The following is a 16,309-nucleotide window of genomic DNA, read 5'->3' on the forward strand; positions in this document are numbered from 1 at the left end:
CCGTAAGGTAATGGGTGGAGTGGATCGCCTTTTTGCAATAGTCCGGCGATGTATGCGAGCTGTTGAAACGGGTTGCGCCAACCGATAATGGCACAGAGAATGGTGGTTAATTTAGAATTGTCTAAAATAAATAACAAGTTGTTTATAGTAAAGTTTGTTGACGCGACAACCCTCGCAGATACGGCTCCGTTATTGACTGGCCAGCAGGTATTTTATGAGCACAGATGTAAAACCTCATATTCGCGATTTTTTTCACGAACCGGACAATACCGTCAGTTATCTGGTGGCTGATCCGCAAACCCGACAAGCGGTGGTGATTGATCCGGTGCTGGATTTTGATGCCGCGTCCGGTGAGGTTCACTGGTCGTGGGCTGAAAAGATTCTTGATTGCGCCATCCGCGAAGACTGGAACATTGTACGGGTGCTCGAAACCCATGCCCATGCCGACCATCTTTCTGCCGCGCCCTGGTTCCGTGAAAAAACCGGCGCCCGCATTGGTATTGGCGAACATATCGCCAAAGTACAGCGAATCTTCAAGCCGGTATTTAATCTGAGTGAATTATCGGGCAAGGGTGAGGAGTTCGACGATCTGTTTACCGATGGCCAGCAATTTTCGGTTGGCAATTTATCCTTCCGGGTCATGCACACGCCTGGGCATACGCCAGCCTGCATTTGTTATTGCGTGGCCGATGCGGTGTTCACCGGCGATACCTTGTTTATGCCAGATTACGGCACCGCCCGTGCCGATTTTCCGGGGGGTGATGCTGCAACTCTTTATCAATCCATTCAAAAAATACTGGCGCTGCCTGACGAGACACGGCTGTTTCTCTGTCACGACTACAAAGCGCCGGGGCGGGATAAATTTATCTGGCAATCTACCGTAGCGGAGCAAAAAAAATACAATATTCATGTGCATGAAGGCATTGATGAAAAAGCGTTTGTGGCGATGCGTGAACGGCGCGATGCAACCCTTGCCGCACCCACTTTGTTGCTGTCGTCCATTCAGGTCAATATTCAGGCCGGTGAGTTGCCAGAAGCGGATGAAGCGGGCGTGCGTTATTTAAAGCTGCCTTTGAAGTTTAAAAACTGAAGTGCTTTTAATGTGATGGCTTTAATCAACAATGTTGGTAACCCACCCTGGCTTTTTTACTTGCGGTTGCATCATTCGGTTTTTTCCCGCTTTAACAATTCTGCTTTACGGGCAATGCCCCAGCGGTAACCGGAAAGTTGGCCATCCGTGCGAATTACCCGATGGCAGGGAATCGCGATAGCCAGTTTATTGGCGGCGCAGGCGAGAGCAACGGCTCTGGCTGCCGAGGGGGATTCAATCATGGCAGCGATCTCCGTGTAGCTGGCGGTTGTGCCCGGTGGAATTTTTTGTAGCGCCTGCCAGACGCGTTGCTGGAATGCGGTGCCCTGAATATCCAGCGGGAGATCCACCGGCCTGGCCGGGTTTTCTACCAGGCCGGCTACCAGCGCCACCGTTGTTTCAAACGCTTTGTCGCCACCCATCAATTCCGCACGGGCAAAATGCTTTTGCAAATCCTCCAGCAAGGTGTGCGGGTCGTCGCCCAGTAAAATGGCACAAATACCTTGCTCGCTTTGCGCCACCAAAAGATGGCCGAGTGAGGTTTCTCCCAGCGCAAAACGGATGGTTTGTTTTTCACCGCCTTTGCGAAATACCGCCGGTGTCATGCCGAGAAATTCTCCTGCTTTTTGATAGGCAGCGCTGTCTGAATTAAAGCCCGCATTGTAAATCGCCTCGGTGACAGATTCCTGTTGGCGTAACCGGGCGTGCACGTTTTTCCAGCGCAGTTGCTCGGCATAAGCGCGCGGTGTTACGCCGGTTACCGTTTTAAAAACCCGGTGAAAATACCACTGGCTCAAACCGGCGGCTTGTGCCAGTGAGGCAAGGTCGGGCGCTACTTCGGCGTTGGCCAGCGTTTCACAAGCGTTGGTAACGAGTTGGCGATGCAGGGCGGTTATGGCGGAGGGGTGTTGTGCGGCGCGTTTGCTCGGGCGATAGCCCGCGGCTTCCGCCTCGGCCGCAGAGTTGAAAAATTCAATATTGGCTGCATTGGGTAAACGGCTGCCGCTGCCGGGCAAGGCGTAAACGCCGGTGGTTTTTACCCCGTAGACAAAGGCAGGGTCATAGTCGCTGTTGCGGTCCTGCAAGGCTTGCCAGCGCGGGTCTGCGGTAACGTCAATAAATGCAGATGGCTTTTTCATAAGGCTTTGGATCCTGCAGCTACAGCGGGGAAGAGGCCGGTTTCGGGCAAACGCCATAAATACCAGGCGGCAATGCTTCGCCAGGGGCTTAAATTGTCACCTTGCGGGTAAAGCTGGCGGGGTGTGAGCGGCTGCGGCAGCTGTTTTAATCGCCGGTAACCTTCGCGCACGCCGTAATCACTCACCGGCCAGATATCCATGCGCTCCAGACAATCCATCAAAATCATTTCAACGGTCCAGCGTCCAATGCCTTTCAGGCTGGTCAGCTGCTGAATCAGCGGTTCGCTTTGCATTGCCCGGGCTTCTTCCAGTGAAGGTATATCACCGCTGAGCGCGGCGGCAGCAATGGTGCGCAGGGTGGTGCGTTTGCTGGTGGAGAAACCGCATGCTTGCAAGGCTGCGTCATCCAGCGCCAGCAGTTGTGCCGGTTGCGGAAATGGCTGCTCGGGAAACTGCCGCAACAAACGGCCAAGAATGGCATCGCCCGCTCTGGCATGCAGTTGCTGATAAGCCACCGCACGTACCAGCGCCTCCCAGGGTTGTCGCTGCGGGTGGGTTTGCAGGGTGCAGGCGCCCACCGCCGTCACCAGCCGTTGCCAGTCCTCATCAACCTGAGTCAGAAAAGCTTCAGCCACTTTCAACGGGTTGCTTGTCATGGGTTCCGCAAAGTCTCCGGTTGTGTAATCTATAGTCAACAATATCGTCAGCCAATAAAATGGTCGAACATCAATGCTATCTCGGGGCCGTGCAGAATTTTTGCCGACCTATGGCATTGTAGGTCGAATGCCGGGCGCAATCCTCCGGTTGCTTGCGGTCAAATTCGTGCAGGCGAACCGTCTCATAGGTAACCGTGGCAGAAATGGCTCGCATTTATCGAAAACCCACCTCAATAGTGCTATAACAGCCGACATTGGAAGTAGAAGGAGAGGCGTTAATGGCACACGGTCGAGAGATACCTGCGAATCTTATGGCTCGCTGGCAAAAGATTCTGGAAAACCTGATTCGACTGTCTCTGGCTGACCGGGTGCGCTTGCTGCGAGCCAAGGGGCGCAGCTTGTACATTTTGCTGGATACTGCCAACCCGCATAATTCCCACAGCCCCTCTAACAGCAGCGATTCCAGCTGGCAGGTGGTTGACGCCGGTGACCCCGCTTCCGAGGTGCAGCGCGACCTCGCCACGGTGCAAATGGGTGAGTCTGCCAACGCCGGTGCGACCCATGCTACCTATATTGGCTTGCCACTGATGTTGCCTAATGGCGATCTGTTCGGGGTGCTGGATATTTCCAACCGGCAGGGGCGCCAATATTCGCCAGCCGAGCAGGATTTACTCTCTATCTATCGTGACAGTATTGAAGATCAGCTGGCGATTGTTTGTGTAGACAATCTGGATCTGGCCAGCCTGTCATCGACCCGCTCGCGCGTAGAAGAAGACTTGCGCGTCAGCGAAGAGCGGTTCCGACTGTTGGTGGAATACGCCCCGGATGATTTTTTCCTCCACGATGAAAAAGGCTATTTTCTGGATGTCAGCGAGCGCACCTGCCAAAACCTCGGATATACCCGCGCAGAGCTGCTCAGCATGCACCTGTCCGATATCAGCGCCGATGTGGAATACGAGCAATTGCAGGCGGTGTGGAGTTCTACCGAGCCGGGTTGTGCCGTATGCCTTACCGCTTCGCATGTGCGCAAGGATGGCAGCAAATTTCCGGTAGAAATACAAATTGCCTGCCATCTTATTCAGCAGAAAAAACTCTTTCTTTGCATGGTTCACGATATTTCCGAACAGGTAGCAGCGAAAAAGCGTTTGCAATCGACCAATACCGAATTGGAAAAGCGGGTCAGGGAGCGTACTGCCCAGCTGGATGAAACCATGCAGCTGCTGCAGGCCGTGCTGGACAGCGCCTCGGATGCCATTACCCTCAGCGACCCGGACGGTTATCTGCAAATCGTTAATAAGGCGGCGGAACATTATTTTGATAAACCGGCTGCCGAGCTGGTTGGGCGCGTCAGTCACTCGTTGTTTGACGAAGACAACAACCAGGCGATTCATCTGCACGAAAAACAGGTTCTCGCCAGTGGTGAAGCGTCTTCCCTTGAAGAAGTGCTGCCCTGTGCAGAGAGCGAAGCAATTTACCTCACCACACGTAGCCCCCGTGTTGACGATAAAGGCAACGTCATCGGCCTGGTCAGTATCTCGCGTGACATTACCCGCCGCAAAATCATGGAAAATATCTTTCATGTTGAACAGGAACGCCTTGCCCTGGCCACAGAAGCCGGTCACCTCGGCGTATGGGATTACGACTACGATACCCGCCAGCTGATTTGCAACCATAAATGGCATGACATCACCGGCGTGCCCCTCACGGTTGTTTCACCGCTGGAAGGTTTGCGCCAGCAAGTGCATCCGGACGATATAGACATTGCCGTCAGACAATTTGCCGCGGTAGTTGATGATCTGGATCACGAAATCAATACCCGTTTTCGCATTCTTCACCCGGACGGACAAGTACGCTGGGTGGAAACCATTGGCCGGTTGGTTGAAAACGAAAGCCTGTCATCGCGGCGTTTATTGGGCGTGATAAAAGACATCACCCTGCAACGCGAAGCCGAACAACAACTGCAACAAAGTTATGAGTTTCTTCGGCAAGCAGAGCGTATTGCCCGCATTGGCTCCTGGACCTATCAACTTGCCGATGGTTATTTTGGTACTTCGGAAATGATGCGCGCACTGATCGGTATAGAGGGCGATAGTCCGCCGTTAACCATCGACAGTTTGCAGCAGTTGATGACGCCGGACAGCTTTAAAAAAGTCAGCAAAGCCTTCGCGCAATGTATTAAATCCGGTGAGTCTTTTACGCTTTACGCGGATCATTTTCGCATCGACGGCAGCGAGTTCGCCGCGCATGTACGCGGCCAGGCAGTCAGAAATGAAGCCGGAGAAATTGTTGCATTGGCCGGTACCGTGCAGGATATCAGCGAACGTGAAGAAGCGCGGGCGCAACTTGAAGCACTGGCCGACAACGTGCCCAACAGTGCTATTTATCGCTTTGGTCAGGATGCCGACGAGGAATATCGCTTTGCTTATTTGAGCGCGGGAATTGTCCAGTTAAGTGGCATTTCGGCAGAAGCTATCATGGCCGATAAACGTGCGTTTCTGGCGGTGATTCATAAAGACGATATTTATGATTATCTGAGCACCATTGATCATGCGCTGTCCAACCGGATTCAATTTGACCACGCGTTTCGCATCCATAACCCGGAAGGCGGCATTTCCTGGATGTACAGCAGAGCCGTGCCGCGCCTGAAGCCGAGCGGCCGTTACGAATGGAACGGCATTATTCGTGATATCACCGACGAGCGCGCCGCTGCAGAAGTGCTTAACGAAGCAAAATCTGCCGCCGAAGCCGCCGGGCGGGCGAAAAGCGATTTCCTCGCCACCATGAGCCATGAAATTCGTACGCCGATGAACAGCATTATCGGCATGACGCGGTTGATGTTGCAGGCAGACCCTGATGAAAAGCAGCGCAACTATCTGCAAAAAGTGGATGCATCGGCAAAAAATTTGCTGACCATTATCAACGATATTCTGGACTTCTCGAAAATTGAAGCGGGCAATCTCGAATTGGAACATGTCGATTTTTCCATCGACAGTGTGCTCGAAATGGTTTCCAACGCAACCGCCTTGCGCGCCGAAGAAAAGGGTCTGGAAATTATTTATGCCATGGATGCCAGCGTACCGCGTTTCATTAATGGTGACCCTTTGCGCTTGTCGCAAATTCTGATTAACCTGGTGGGTAATGCCATCAAGTTTACTCAGGAAGGCGAAATTCTTATCAGCGCCTATTGCCAGGAAAAACAATTACATTTTACCGTGAGTGATACCGGTATCGGCCTTGATACGGCACAAATGGAAGGGTTGTTCCGCCCCTTCACCCAGGCGGATTCGCGCACCTCGCGTCGTTACGGCGGCACCGGCCTCGGGCTTTCTATCTGTAAACAGCTGGTAGAAAAAATGGGTGGAAAAATCGGTGTAGAAAGCCAGCCTGGCGCCGGTTCGCAGTTTTATTTCCACTGCCAGTTTGATGCCGCTGACGATGGACTGGCTGAAAACTCGTCATTACACAGTTTGCGCGGCAAGCGGGTATTGATTGTTGACGACAACGCCTCGGCGCGGGCGATTCTTGCCGATCTGGTCAGCAGCTTTGGTATTGCTGTCAGCACCGTCGAATCCGGTGCGGAAGCGATTGAGTTGTTGCATAACGCCTCTGATGACGCGCAGGATTTTGATATTGTATTAATGGACTGGCAAATGCCAGGTATGGATGGTTTGCAAGCAGCGGAATATATTCGCGCCGATCATCGCCTGAAAAAAATACCGGCCATGTTAATGGTTACCGCCTACGCCAAAGAAGAAGTGCTGGAGCGGGTGAACGAATTAAAGTTGCAAGGCTTGCTGATCAAACCGGTTACGGAATCCATGATGTTCAATGCGATTCAACATGCCTTGTCGCCGGTTTCCTATCACCGCAATCCGGTCGTTTCTCCCTCGTCTTTCAGCCCCATTATGCCCACCTCGCTGCAAGGCAAACGTATTCTGGTGGTGGATGATAACGCCCTCAACCGCGAAGTAGCCGGCGACTTTTTATTGTTGGCCAAAGCGGTGGTGGATACCGCAGACAGCGGCAACCGCGCGCTGGAAAAATTACGGCAGCAGGATTACGACGCAGTATTGATGGACATCCATATGCCCGACATGGACGGCCTCGAAGCGACCCGTAAAATTCGCGCCAACCCGCGTTGGCATTCGCTGCCGGTTATTGCGCTCACGGCACAGGCCCGCAGCGAAGACCAGGAAGCTACGCTGGAAGCGGGTATGAATGCGCACCTCACCAAACCGATTGATGAGCACGCCTTGTATCGAACCCTGGATGAAATTTTTACCGGTAAAGAGCATGCGGCAACCGGCGTTGAGTTTGCAGCACCGGTGCTAACCTTTACTTCATCCAGCGTTACGGAAAGCAGTTTTTCTACCCACCGGCCACTGCTGGATCTTGACGAAGCCTTGAAAAGAGTAGGTGGGCAGCCGGCACGATTGCAGCGGCTGTTGCAAAATTTCAAAGAAGAATTTTCCGATTTGCCGGAACTGTTGACCGCTGCAAGCGATAAAGACGATGCCGATGCGGTAGCTTTTCAGAGTCATCGTTTAAAAGGTGTATTGGGTTATTTAACCCGTCACACGCTGGTGGATCTGGCTGGAAAAATTGAAACCAATGCGCGTAACGGCGAGGTAGATAAAGCGCTGGTTGTCACCATGGTGGATCAATTGCAGCAATTGTTGCCACTGGTGGCGCAAGCGCTGGCGGCTTTGCAGCAATCGGAATTGCAGCCGTCGGCAAACCGGCATCCCGCCGCTGAGCAACTGATCGAGCAAATAAAACCCCTGCTGGAGCGTGCCGATTACGCGGTGGTGGCGTTGCTGGAACAACTGGCGGCAATTCCTGATATGCAGCCTTTTAACGAAGAAATTCACACCATATCCCGCGCTTTTGATGCACTGGATATTGATATTGCCAAAGAAAAACTGGTGCAACTTGAGCAAGCGTTATCCGCTCCAGGTAAGGAAATCCATTAATGAATACCACGTTACCGACCATCCTGATTGTGGATGACGAAACAGCCAACCGTCATTTGCTGGCGGATTTGCTCAAGGATGAATGTCGGATACTAATGGCAAAAGACGGTGCCTCGGCGCTGCAACGCGTCCGTGAAGAAAATATCAGCCTGGTGTTGCTGGATGCGTCGATGCCGGAGATGGATGGCTACGAAGTATTACGGCGTTTAAAAGCCGATGAAAAAACCGCTGATCTCAGCGTTATTTTTGTTACCGGCCAAACCGATGAAGAAGACGAGGAGCGGGGTTTATTACTCGGCGCGGTTGATTACATTGCCAAACCGATTCGCCCTTTGCTGGTAAAAGCCCGTGTCAGAAATCACCTTAAATTTGCGCGGCAACGGGAGTTGCTGGAACAACTTTCCATGCAGGATGGTTTGACCGGCATCGCCAACCGCCGTTGTTTTGATCAGGCACTGGAACGCGCCTGGTTACACAGCAAACGCAGTGGCGACACGCTGGCGCTGGCGATGATCGACGTTGATCATTTCAAAGCCTACAACGATCAATACGGCCACGCCGCCGGCGACGAAGCCCTGAAACAGGTGGCCTTTGTTTTATCCTCGGCGATGAAGCGCCCTTACGATCTTGCGGCACGTTACGGCGGTGAGGAATTTGTGTTGCTGCTGCCTGGTATTGATCAGGTGCACGCGGTGCTTGAACAATTGCGTACCGCTATCATGGCGCTCGATATTGCCCACAGCCAATCTACGGCGGCCGATGTGCTGACCATCAGTTGCGGTGCTCTGGTGAAATCTGCCAGCGATGGTGTCGCGCTGGCCGAGCTGTTACAGCGCGCCGATGCCGCCTTGTATGAAGCAAAACATCAGGGGCGCAACCGGGTGGTTATCGGCCAGTTGTAAACCCGCCGCGCCGGTACTAAATCACTTCATTTGGTGCCGGTCGCACCGCCCAAGGACGACAGTTTTTTTCAGCAAATGGCCCGATTACCAGGATTTATTACCAGCCCGGGGGTATCATATCGGCCACTGCACGTCGTTTTCCTTTTTAATGCACGGTTGGTCATGAATACGTCCTCTTCTGTTCCCGATAATCTTTCCGATTTTCCTGTTGATACCGCCAACGCGGCCGGCGTTCTGCGTATTGATCTCGCGGCGCTGCGCCATAATTATCAATGGTTAAAAGAGTCAGTTGCTGCCGAAACCGTGTGTGCAGTGGTTAAAGCAGATGCCTACGGGCTGGGTGCGCCGAAGGTGGTTTCAACGCTTTACCAGGCCGGATGCCGGAATTTTTTTGTGGCACACCTGGATGAGGCGCGGGTTTTGCTGCCGCTGGTGCCGGACGATGCTTCATTTTTCGTATTAAACGGCCTTGCTCCCGGTTCCGAGCCTGCCTGTGCAGCCACCGGAAGAGTGGTGCCGGTGTGTAATTCTCCCGAACAATTTTCAACCTGGCTGGCCGAGGCCGAGCGGCTTAAACGCCGTTTGTCGGTGGTGCTGCAGGTTGATACCGGCATGTCCCGGCTGGGTTTTTCGCTGGATCAGCTGGAAACGCTGGCGCAAGAGGGACGGTGGAAATCCCGTTTGAATATCCGCCTGGTGATGAGTCATCTGGCGTGTGCCGATGAGCCGGAGCACGGTTTGAATGAACTGCAACTGGCGCGCTTTCGTAGCATTGTTTCGCTTTTTCCGGGTGCTGCTGCGTCCTTGTCCAATTCGGCGGGCTGTTTGCTGGATAATGAATTTCACCAACAATGGGTTCGCCCTGGGATTGCGCTGTATGGCGTCAATCCCACTTCTGTGCAAAGTGATCCGTTCAAACCGGTGGCGTCACTCCATGCGCGGGTGATTCAGGTTCATACAGTGGATAGTGAAGCCACCATTGGTTATGGCGCCACAGCAACCGCCGAAAAACCATTACGGCTGGCAACCATTGCCGCCGGTTACGCAGACGGCTGGCCACGGCATCTCAGTAATCGCGGTGCCGCTTACTGGCAATCCTATCGTCTGCCGATTGTGGGCCGCGTGTCGATGGATTTAACCATCGTCGATATTTCCGCGTTACCGGAATCCGCATTGCAGCGCGGTGACTGGGTAGAGCTCATCGGGCCGCATCAGACAGTCGCTCAGGTAGCCGCCGATGCCGATACCATCCCCTATGAAATTCTCACCCAGTTGGGCAAACGCTACTACCGCTATAGCGTGGGGTAATCGGTGTAGCCTTTTTCTCCGCCGCCGTAAAAAGTCGTTTGATCGAGTGTATTTAATGCGGCATCTTTTTTGAATCTTTCGACCAGATCCGGGTTGGCAATAAAGAGTTGGCCAAACGCGACGGCATCGGCTTTTTCAGCTTGCAGCGCCTGTTCCGCCAGGGCTTTGTTGTAGCCGTTATTGACCAGCCAGCCACCGCGCCCGCCGTTATCGCGGTAGTGGTGGCGCAATGCTTCGTAATCAAAAGCCTTGTCACCTTGCTGGTAATCACGCGGGCCACCGGTTGCGCCTTCAATAATATGTACATATGCCAGATCGTATTTGGCGAGTTGCTCTACCACATAATTAAATAAAGCTTGCGGTTGGTCATCGTGCGCATCGTTGGCGGGTGTCACCGGTGATAGACGAATGCCGGTTACCGCCGCGCCAATTTCAGCGGTGATGGCATTGAGTACTTCGAACAAAAAGCGGGCGCGGTTTTCAATAGAACCGCCGTACTCATCGGTGCGTTTATTGCTGCCGGAGCGCAAAAACTGGTCAATCAAATAGCCATTGGCTGCATGCAATTCCACGCCGTCAAAACCGGCATCAATCGCCGCCCGTGCTGCCTTTCGATAATCTTCAAGAATGCCGGGTAACTCTGCAATTTCCAGTGCGCGTGGTTCGGAGGTTTCGGCAAAGGTGCCGCTGCCGTCTTCATTGATAAGGTAGGTTTTCGCCTTGGCGCGAATGGCAGACGGCGCTACCGGAGCCTGACCTTGTGGTTGCAATGTCGTGTGGGAAATACGGCCTACGTGCCACAACTGAACAACAATTTTTCCGCTCGCCTGGTGCACGGCATCATTCACTTTTTTCCAGCTGGCCAATTGTTCCTGATCATAAAGCCCCGGCACGTCTGCGTAACCCTGGCCCTGATGGGAAATGGCGGTAGCTTCGGTAATTAATAATCCGGCGCTGGCCCGTTGCTGATAATAGGTAGCAGCAATAGCTTGGGGTACGGCGCGGGGTGAGCGGTTTCGGGTGAGGGGAGCCATCACAATACGATTGGCCAACTGAATATCACCAAAACTGATCGGATCAAATAACTGTGTCATACAGACTCCTGAATGGTGTTGCAAAAAAGCTGCGGGTTTATGGATTTTCCAACGAACCTGCAGCGCAATGATCAGCGTATTCACCTTGCCCACTTTGTTTGCGGAAAGTAAACAAGGTGACGGCCAAACCTATTAATGCAATCAGCGCTGCTGCCAGTGGTACCTGCACCAGCTCCAGCCCCTGATCAATCACCAGGCCACCTACCCAGGCGCCCAGTGCGTTACCAATATTAAAAGCCCAAATGTTCATGGTAGACACCAGATTGGGAGCTGCTTTACCAAAATGCACCACGCTGACCTGCAGTGCCGGCACTGCTGCGAAGGTTACCAATGCCCACAAAAACAAGGTGATTTCTGCCGGTACCAACGACTGGCTGCTCCAGCTGAAAATAGCAGAGGTAGCGGCAATACCAACAAAGGACAATGCCAGTGTAGTGCCAAGATTCCAGTCTGCCATACGGCCGCCGATGAGATTACCGATAGTCAGGCCTAGGCCAATTAAAAAAAGCGACCAGGTAACGCCTTGCGGAGAAACGCCAGTAACGTCGCGCAACAAAGGTGCAATGTAGGTGAACACGGTAAACATTGCCGCGGCAAACAACACCGTGGTTAATAATGCCAGCCAGATGCCGGCACCTTTTAATGCCAGGAATTCCTGCTTCATGCTGACGTGAGTTTCTTTTTCAGCAGGTGCTGGTAGAAAACGAATCAGCCCGATCAGCGTGATAATGCCAATCAGCGTTACTGCGATAAAAGTCGACTGCCAGCCACTGACCTGGCCGAGCGCGGTGCCGAGTGGTACACCCAGCACATTGGCCAGCGTTAAACCGGTAAACATTAACGCCACCGCGCGCGCCCTTTGGTCCGGCGCTACCAGCGTGGCGGCGACCACAGAGCCAATACCAAAAAATGCACCGTGACACAGTGCAGTGACTACGCGGGCAAACATTAATAAACCGTAATTTGCAGCAATAGCGCAGAGAAAATTACCGAGAATAAAAACGCCCATTAAAATAATCAGTGCTTTGCGGCGCGATAGATGTCCGGTGGCCATCGCCATAAACGGCGCGCCTATAGCGACGGCAAGCGCGTAGCCGGTAACCAGCCAACCAGCGGCGGGGATGGAGACATCGAGGTCGCTTGCCACTTCAGGCAGCAAACCCATGATGACAAATTCAGTGGTGCCAATAGCGAAGGCACTTAATGCCAGAACAAGCAAAGGGAGCGGTATGCGCATGATAAAACTCGTGATAAATCGCAATCCATTCCTGTTGCTATTGCGATGAAAAAATCATGACCGATTCCTGTCGGCATCGTAGGGGGTGTGCCTGTTGGTTTTACAGCGTGTGCAAATGTTTGAGAAAAGCCGCGATGTTGTTTTCATCGCGTTTGTAAAAAACCCATTGGCCAACTTTACGCGAACTTATCAAGCCGGCGCGTTGCAGTATGGCGAGGTGGGACGACACCGTAGATTGTGAAAGCCCGCAGCGTTCAAACATGCCGGCGCAAACGCCCAGCTCAAGCGGATGATCCTGGTCGGCGAAATGCTTCTGTGGTTCTTTTAACCAGGCGAGCATGTCCCGACGGGTAGGGTGCGCCAGGGCTTTGTGAATTTCGTCGGTATCAATGGGTGGCATAAAAATCCATGCGAGTTGTATATCGGAATTTATCGAATTATATATCGTAAAAATTCGATATATGAAATACCAAAATCATATAACCCGCATAAGTCGGGGTTATATGACGGTCAGGGAGCTATAGATTTCAGGAGAGACTAATCAATTCTCAAGCGTTTGGCGTGAGGAATATCTACCGGTTGATGGCTGACAATAATCAGAATGCCAGCTTGTTGCCGACGCAATAAGGCTGCAACAACTTGATCACGGCTAATCGGGTCCAGCCCGGCAAAAGGCTCGTCGAGTAACAATATCGAGCGTTCTGCCAACAGCAAACGCGCCAGTGCCAGCCGGCGCGCCTGGCCACCGGAAAGGCGAACACCATATTCACCGGTGGTGGTTTTCAACCCGTCGGGTTGCGCACGCGCCCAGTCACCCAGCGCGACATCATCCAGCACCTGCCACAGCTCTTCTTCCGTTGCGCGGGGTTTGGCAATCAGCAAATTCTGTTTCAAAGTCAGGTCGAAGGTATCAATTTGCTGTCCGAGCAAGCCGATGGTGTGGCTGGTATTCCAGTGATGCAAAGCTTGTCCGTTCAGTATCAGGCTGCCACTACTCAGCGGTAATTGCCCGCTCAACGCCTGCAATAAAGTGGATTTGCCGCTGCCGGACGGGCCTTCAATAATCAGCACCTCGCCATTTTGCAGGCTGAAATGCACATCGCAAGGGCCTTGCAGCGCGCCGGGTAACATCGCAGCGAGAGCGTCAGCCTGCCAATGCAACGGCGTTGCTGGCACCGGTTTGGTGTTGTGTTCAGCCGGGGCTGCGGAATGCGTTAACGCATTAAGCCGGTCGCGGGCGGCCTGGCTGAAGCCCAGTGCGATAAAGCTGTTGCACAGCGGTGCGAGCACTTCGTTCATCGCCAGCAACGCCAAACCTGCGGCCAACGCCCAGGGCACGGTTAATTCACCGGCAGCAATCAATAGCAGGCTTTGCCAGAGCAGCGCCAGCATGGTGAGTGCCAGCAGCCATTGCTGTACGCAGACCGTTAGACTGCCAAGGCCTTGTTGTTGGAATTGCTGTTGCTGCCAGGCCTGATCGGTGCGGGTAAATTGTTGCTGTTGTGCTGACCATTGCCGCCATAGCAGCAGAGGTGTCATCAGCATCAAGGGTTCAATCAATTGTTCACGGCGCTGTTCTGATAAAGCGCTTTCCTGTTTTGCCAGACGCACACCGCGAAAGAATGTCAGTAAGGGTAATATCAGCCAGGCAAGAATTAGCCCGGGTGCGGTGATGGCCGCCAGCGCGGGTGACAGCGCGTGGTAGAAAAACAGCACAATCAGCGTAAGCACCGTTGCCCAGCACCAGGGAGCGATGACCCGCAACGGGAAATTATCCAGCTGATCAATATCGGCGACCAACCGGTGCAAGGTGCGCGCCGAAGTGGTGGTATCGCGGGTACTGACGTTTTGTTTGATGCTTGCCAGGGCGTTAAACAGCTTGCAGCGTAAATCCTGCAACAAGCCCAGCGCGGCATGGTGCGATGCCAGCCGTTCGGCATAACGGCCACCGGTGCGAACCACCGCCGCCAGCCGAATTAACGCCGAAGGGCGGAAGATATCAAAAGAGTGAGCGGCAGCAGCACCGCTAAGACCGGCCACGGCAGCAGCGGTGATAAACCAGCCGGAAATACTCAGCAAGCTCACTACCGCAATGAGGGTTAATACGCCCAGCGAAAGTGCCAGCAACCAGCTGCCCAGGCGGGTTTTGATCAAATCACGCAAGCGAATCATACACTGGCCTCCGCGGGCGCTGCCGGTTGTATATGCACGCTGCGATCCAGCCAGTGGATGTCCTGCTGGTGGCTGATTAACAGTAGTGTTTTGCCACGGGACACCGCTTCCAGCAATTGATGCAAGCGGCTGGCAGTGTCCGGGTCGAGATGTTCTGTGGGTTCATCGAGTAGCCATAAAGGCGCGTCTCTCAGTAGCAATTGCGCCAGCGATAGCCGCTGTAGCTGACCACCGGACAAGCCTTTACCGCGTTCGCCCAGTGGCGTTTGTAATTGCAGCGGCAGCTGTTCAATCAATGGCCAGAGTTCCACCTGCTGCAATACCGTGATCAACGCCGCGTCGTCTGCATCGGGTGCAGCAAGGCGCAAATTATCGGCAATGGTGCCTCGTTGAATACTGGCTTGCTGAGCGAGATAACCTATTTGCTGATGCCAGTCATCCCGGCTGAGTTGGCGCAATTCGTCGTTATTGATACCAATGCTGCCCTGGTAATCGGCAAAGCCGAGCAGCGTATCCAGCAGTGTCGATTTACCGCTGCCACTCGGGCCCTGAATCAAAACCCGTTCGCCGGGCGCAAGGTGCAGCGAGAAGTCTGCCAGGCGCAAGCGACCATCTGCCGCTCGCACACTGAGCTGGTGAATATCCACTGCGGGTGGTGCAACCAGATGAATGGATTGATGGCCAGGATGCTGCCAGAACTCGGTATTCAGCAGCGGCTGTAACTCGGCCACAGCACCTTCGGCCTGGGCTTTGGCGTGATAGTCGCTGCCAAGTTGGCGCAGCGGCGCATAAAACTCGGGTGCCAACAGCAGAATAAATAAAGCGCCCATGTAAGGCACCGGAATAACGTCTACCGACCAGGGTAGTTGGCCAACCAGCCCAAGACCGAGGTAGAGCGCCACCAGCGCAATGGCGAGGGCGGTAAAAAATTCCAGTACGGCGGTAGACAAAAAAGCCATCTGCAACACTTTCATGGTGCGCTCGCGGTATTGTTGCGAGGCGTCGGCAATGCTGCCTTCTGCCAGTGCGGTGGCATTCACTTGTTGCAAGGTAGTCATGCCGCGAATGAAATCGAGAAACCGGCCACTGAGCCTGGCCAGCGCGGCAAACTGGTTGCGATTGGCCTGCGCCGCCGCATTGCCGAGCATGATCATAAACAGCGGCACCATCGGTGCGGTAATCAATAGCAGTGCCGCTGCCAGCCAGCTGTACCAGGCAGTGGCAATCAACAAAATAACCGGGCTGATAACCACGAGATAGCGTTGTACGTAATAACGGCTGATGTAGCCATCCAGGGCATCGACTTGTTCCAGCACCTGGCTGCCCAGGGCGCCGTCAGAACCGAGTTGCTGACGCGCCGGGCCGGCAGCTGCCAGTTTGCCCAGCAGTTGCTGGCGCAGCTGGTGGCGAACCCGCAGGCTGGCAGTTTGCGAGAGTCGTTCGCGCACGTATTGCAGCAGCGGCCGCACCGCAAAACAGAGAATCAACCAGGGCAAAACAGCCAGCAGGCTTTGGGTGCTAATGCGGCTGGCATTGTCCAGGTATTGATGCAGCCAACCGGCGAACAAATGGGCGAGCAACCAACTTTGCAGCACGAAAAAAACCGCACTGAGTGCGGCGCAGAGCAAGGCTATTTTTAGCAGCGAAGCCTGCGGTGCCAGCAGCGCTTTGAGGCGGGCATTGATTTGCTGTTGCGGGGTTTCACTCATCGAATCGTTCGTCTTCACCATCGTAAACC

General features: G+C 53.8%; 11 protein-coding genes. 4 read left to right on the plus strand and 7 right to left on the minus strand.

Features of this window, described 5'->3' with window-relative positions; all coding sequences use genetic code 11:
- Positions 1 to 214 precede the first annotated feature (214 nt).
- Positions 215 to 1,090: an MBL fold metallo-hydrolase gene (locus C4F51_RS08115; protein ID WP_193908804.1), complete on the plus strand. Its 876-nt coding sequence runs from the start codon at positions 215 to 217 to the stop codon at positions 1,088 to 1,090.
- A gap of 71 nt (positions 1,091 to 1,161) precedes the next feature.
- Here C4F51_RS08115 and ada read toward each other — a convergent pair whose 3' ends face one another.
- Both ada and C4F51_RS08125 read right to left on the minus strand, forming a co-directional pair.
- Positions 1,162 to 2,229, minus strand: a complete 1,068-nt coding sequence (gene ada, locus C4F51_RS08120) for a bifunctional DNA-binding transcriptional regulator/O6-methylguanine-DNA methyltransferase Ada (protein WP_193908806.1) — start codon at positions 2,227 to 2,229, stop codon at positions 1,162 to 1,164.
- Complete coding sequence (locus tag C4F51_RS08125; RefSeq protein WP_193908808.1) at positions 2,226 to 2,885, minus strand: DNA-3-methyladenine glycosylase family protein; 660 nt, start codon at positions 2,883 to 2,885, stop codon at positions 2,226 to 2,228. The genes ada and C4F51_RS08125 overlap by 4 nt, the downstream gene beginning before the upstream one ends.
- Positions 2,886 to 3,163: 278 nt before the next feature.
- Between C4F51_RS08125 and C4F51_RS08130 the strand changes: the two genes are divergently transcribed.
- The 3 genes from C4F51_RS08130 to alr all read left to right on the plus strand — a co-directional run bounded on the left by C4F51_RS08130 (position 3,164) and on the right by alr (position 10,068).
- Positions 3,164 to 7,858, plus strand: a complete 4,695-nt coding sequence (locus C4F51_RS08130) for a PAS domain S-box protein (RefSeq protein WP_193908810.1) — start codon at positions 3,164 to 3,166, stop codon at positions 7,856 to 7,858.
- A complete protein-coding gene (locus C4F51_RS08135) occupies positions 7,858 to 8,760 on the plus strand; it encodes a GGDEF domain-containing response regulator (protein WP_193908819.1) in 903 nt (300 codons plus the stop codon). Before C4F51_RS08130 ends, C4F51_RS08135 begins: the two co-directional genes overlap by 1 nt.
- Before the next feature lie 162 nt (positions 8,761 to 8,922).
- A complete protein-coding gene (alr, locus tag C4F51_RS08140) occupies positions 8,923 to 10,068 on the plus strand; it encodes an alanine racemase (RefSeq protein ID WP_193908821.1) in 1,146 nt (381 codons plus the stop codon).
- Here the strand turns inward: alr and C4F51_RS08145 are convergent.
- The 5 genes from C4F51_RS08145 to cydD all read right to left on the minus strand — a co-directional run bounded on the left by C4F51_RS08145 (position 10,053) and on the right by cydD (position 16,301).
- Positions 10,053 to 11,162, minus strand: coding sequence for an alkene reductase (locus C4F51_RS08145; protein ID WP_193908823.1), 1,110 nt, complete (start codon positions 11,160 to 11,162; stop codon positions 10,053 to 10,055). The two genes, alr and C4F51_RS08145, sit on opposite strands and share 16 nt — an antisense overlap.
- A 37-nt stretch (positions 11,163 to 11,199) precedes the next feature.
- Complete coding sequence (locus tag C4F51_RS08150; protein ID WP_202987648.1) at positions 11,200 to 12,399, minus strand: MFS transporter; 1,200 nt, start codon at positions 12,397 to 12,399, stop codon at positions 11,200 to 11,202.
- Positions 12,400 to 12,499: 100 nt separating this feature from the next.
- Positions 12,500 to 12,799, minus strand: a complete 300-nt coding sequence (locus C4F51_RS08155; RefSeq protein WP_193908825.1) for an ArsR/SmtB family transcription factor — start codon at positions 12,797 to 12,799, stop codon at positions 12,500 to 12,502.
- A gap of 137 nt (positions 12,800 to 12,936) precedes the next feature.
- Positions 12,937 to 14,571: an amino acid ABC transporter ATP-binding/permease protein gene (locus C4F51_RS08160; RefSeq protein ID WP_193908827.1), complete on the minus strand. Its 1,635-nt coding sequence runs from the start codon at positions 14,569 to 14,571 to the stop codon at positions 12,937 to 12,939.
- Positions 14,568 to 16,301, minus strand: a complete 1,734-nt coding sequence (gene cydD / locus C4F51_RS08165; RefSeq protein WP_202987649.1) for a thiol reductant ABC exporter subunit CydD — start codon at positions 16,299 to 16,301, stop codon at positions 14,568 to 14,570. The genes C4F51_RS08160 and cydD overlap by 4 nt, the downstream gene beginning before the upstream one ends.
- Positions 16,302 to 16,309 lie beyond the last annotated feature (8 nt).

The sequence above is a fragment of the Cellvibrio polysaccharolyticus genome, from assembly GCF_015182315.1.
Classification (GTDB): domain Bacteria; phylum Pseudomonadota; class Gammaproteobacteria; order Pseudomonadales; family Cellvibrionaceae; genus Cellvibrio; species Cellvibrio polysaccharolyticus.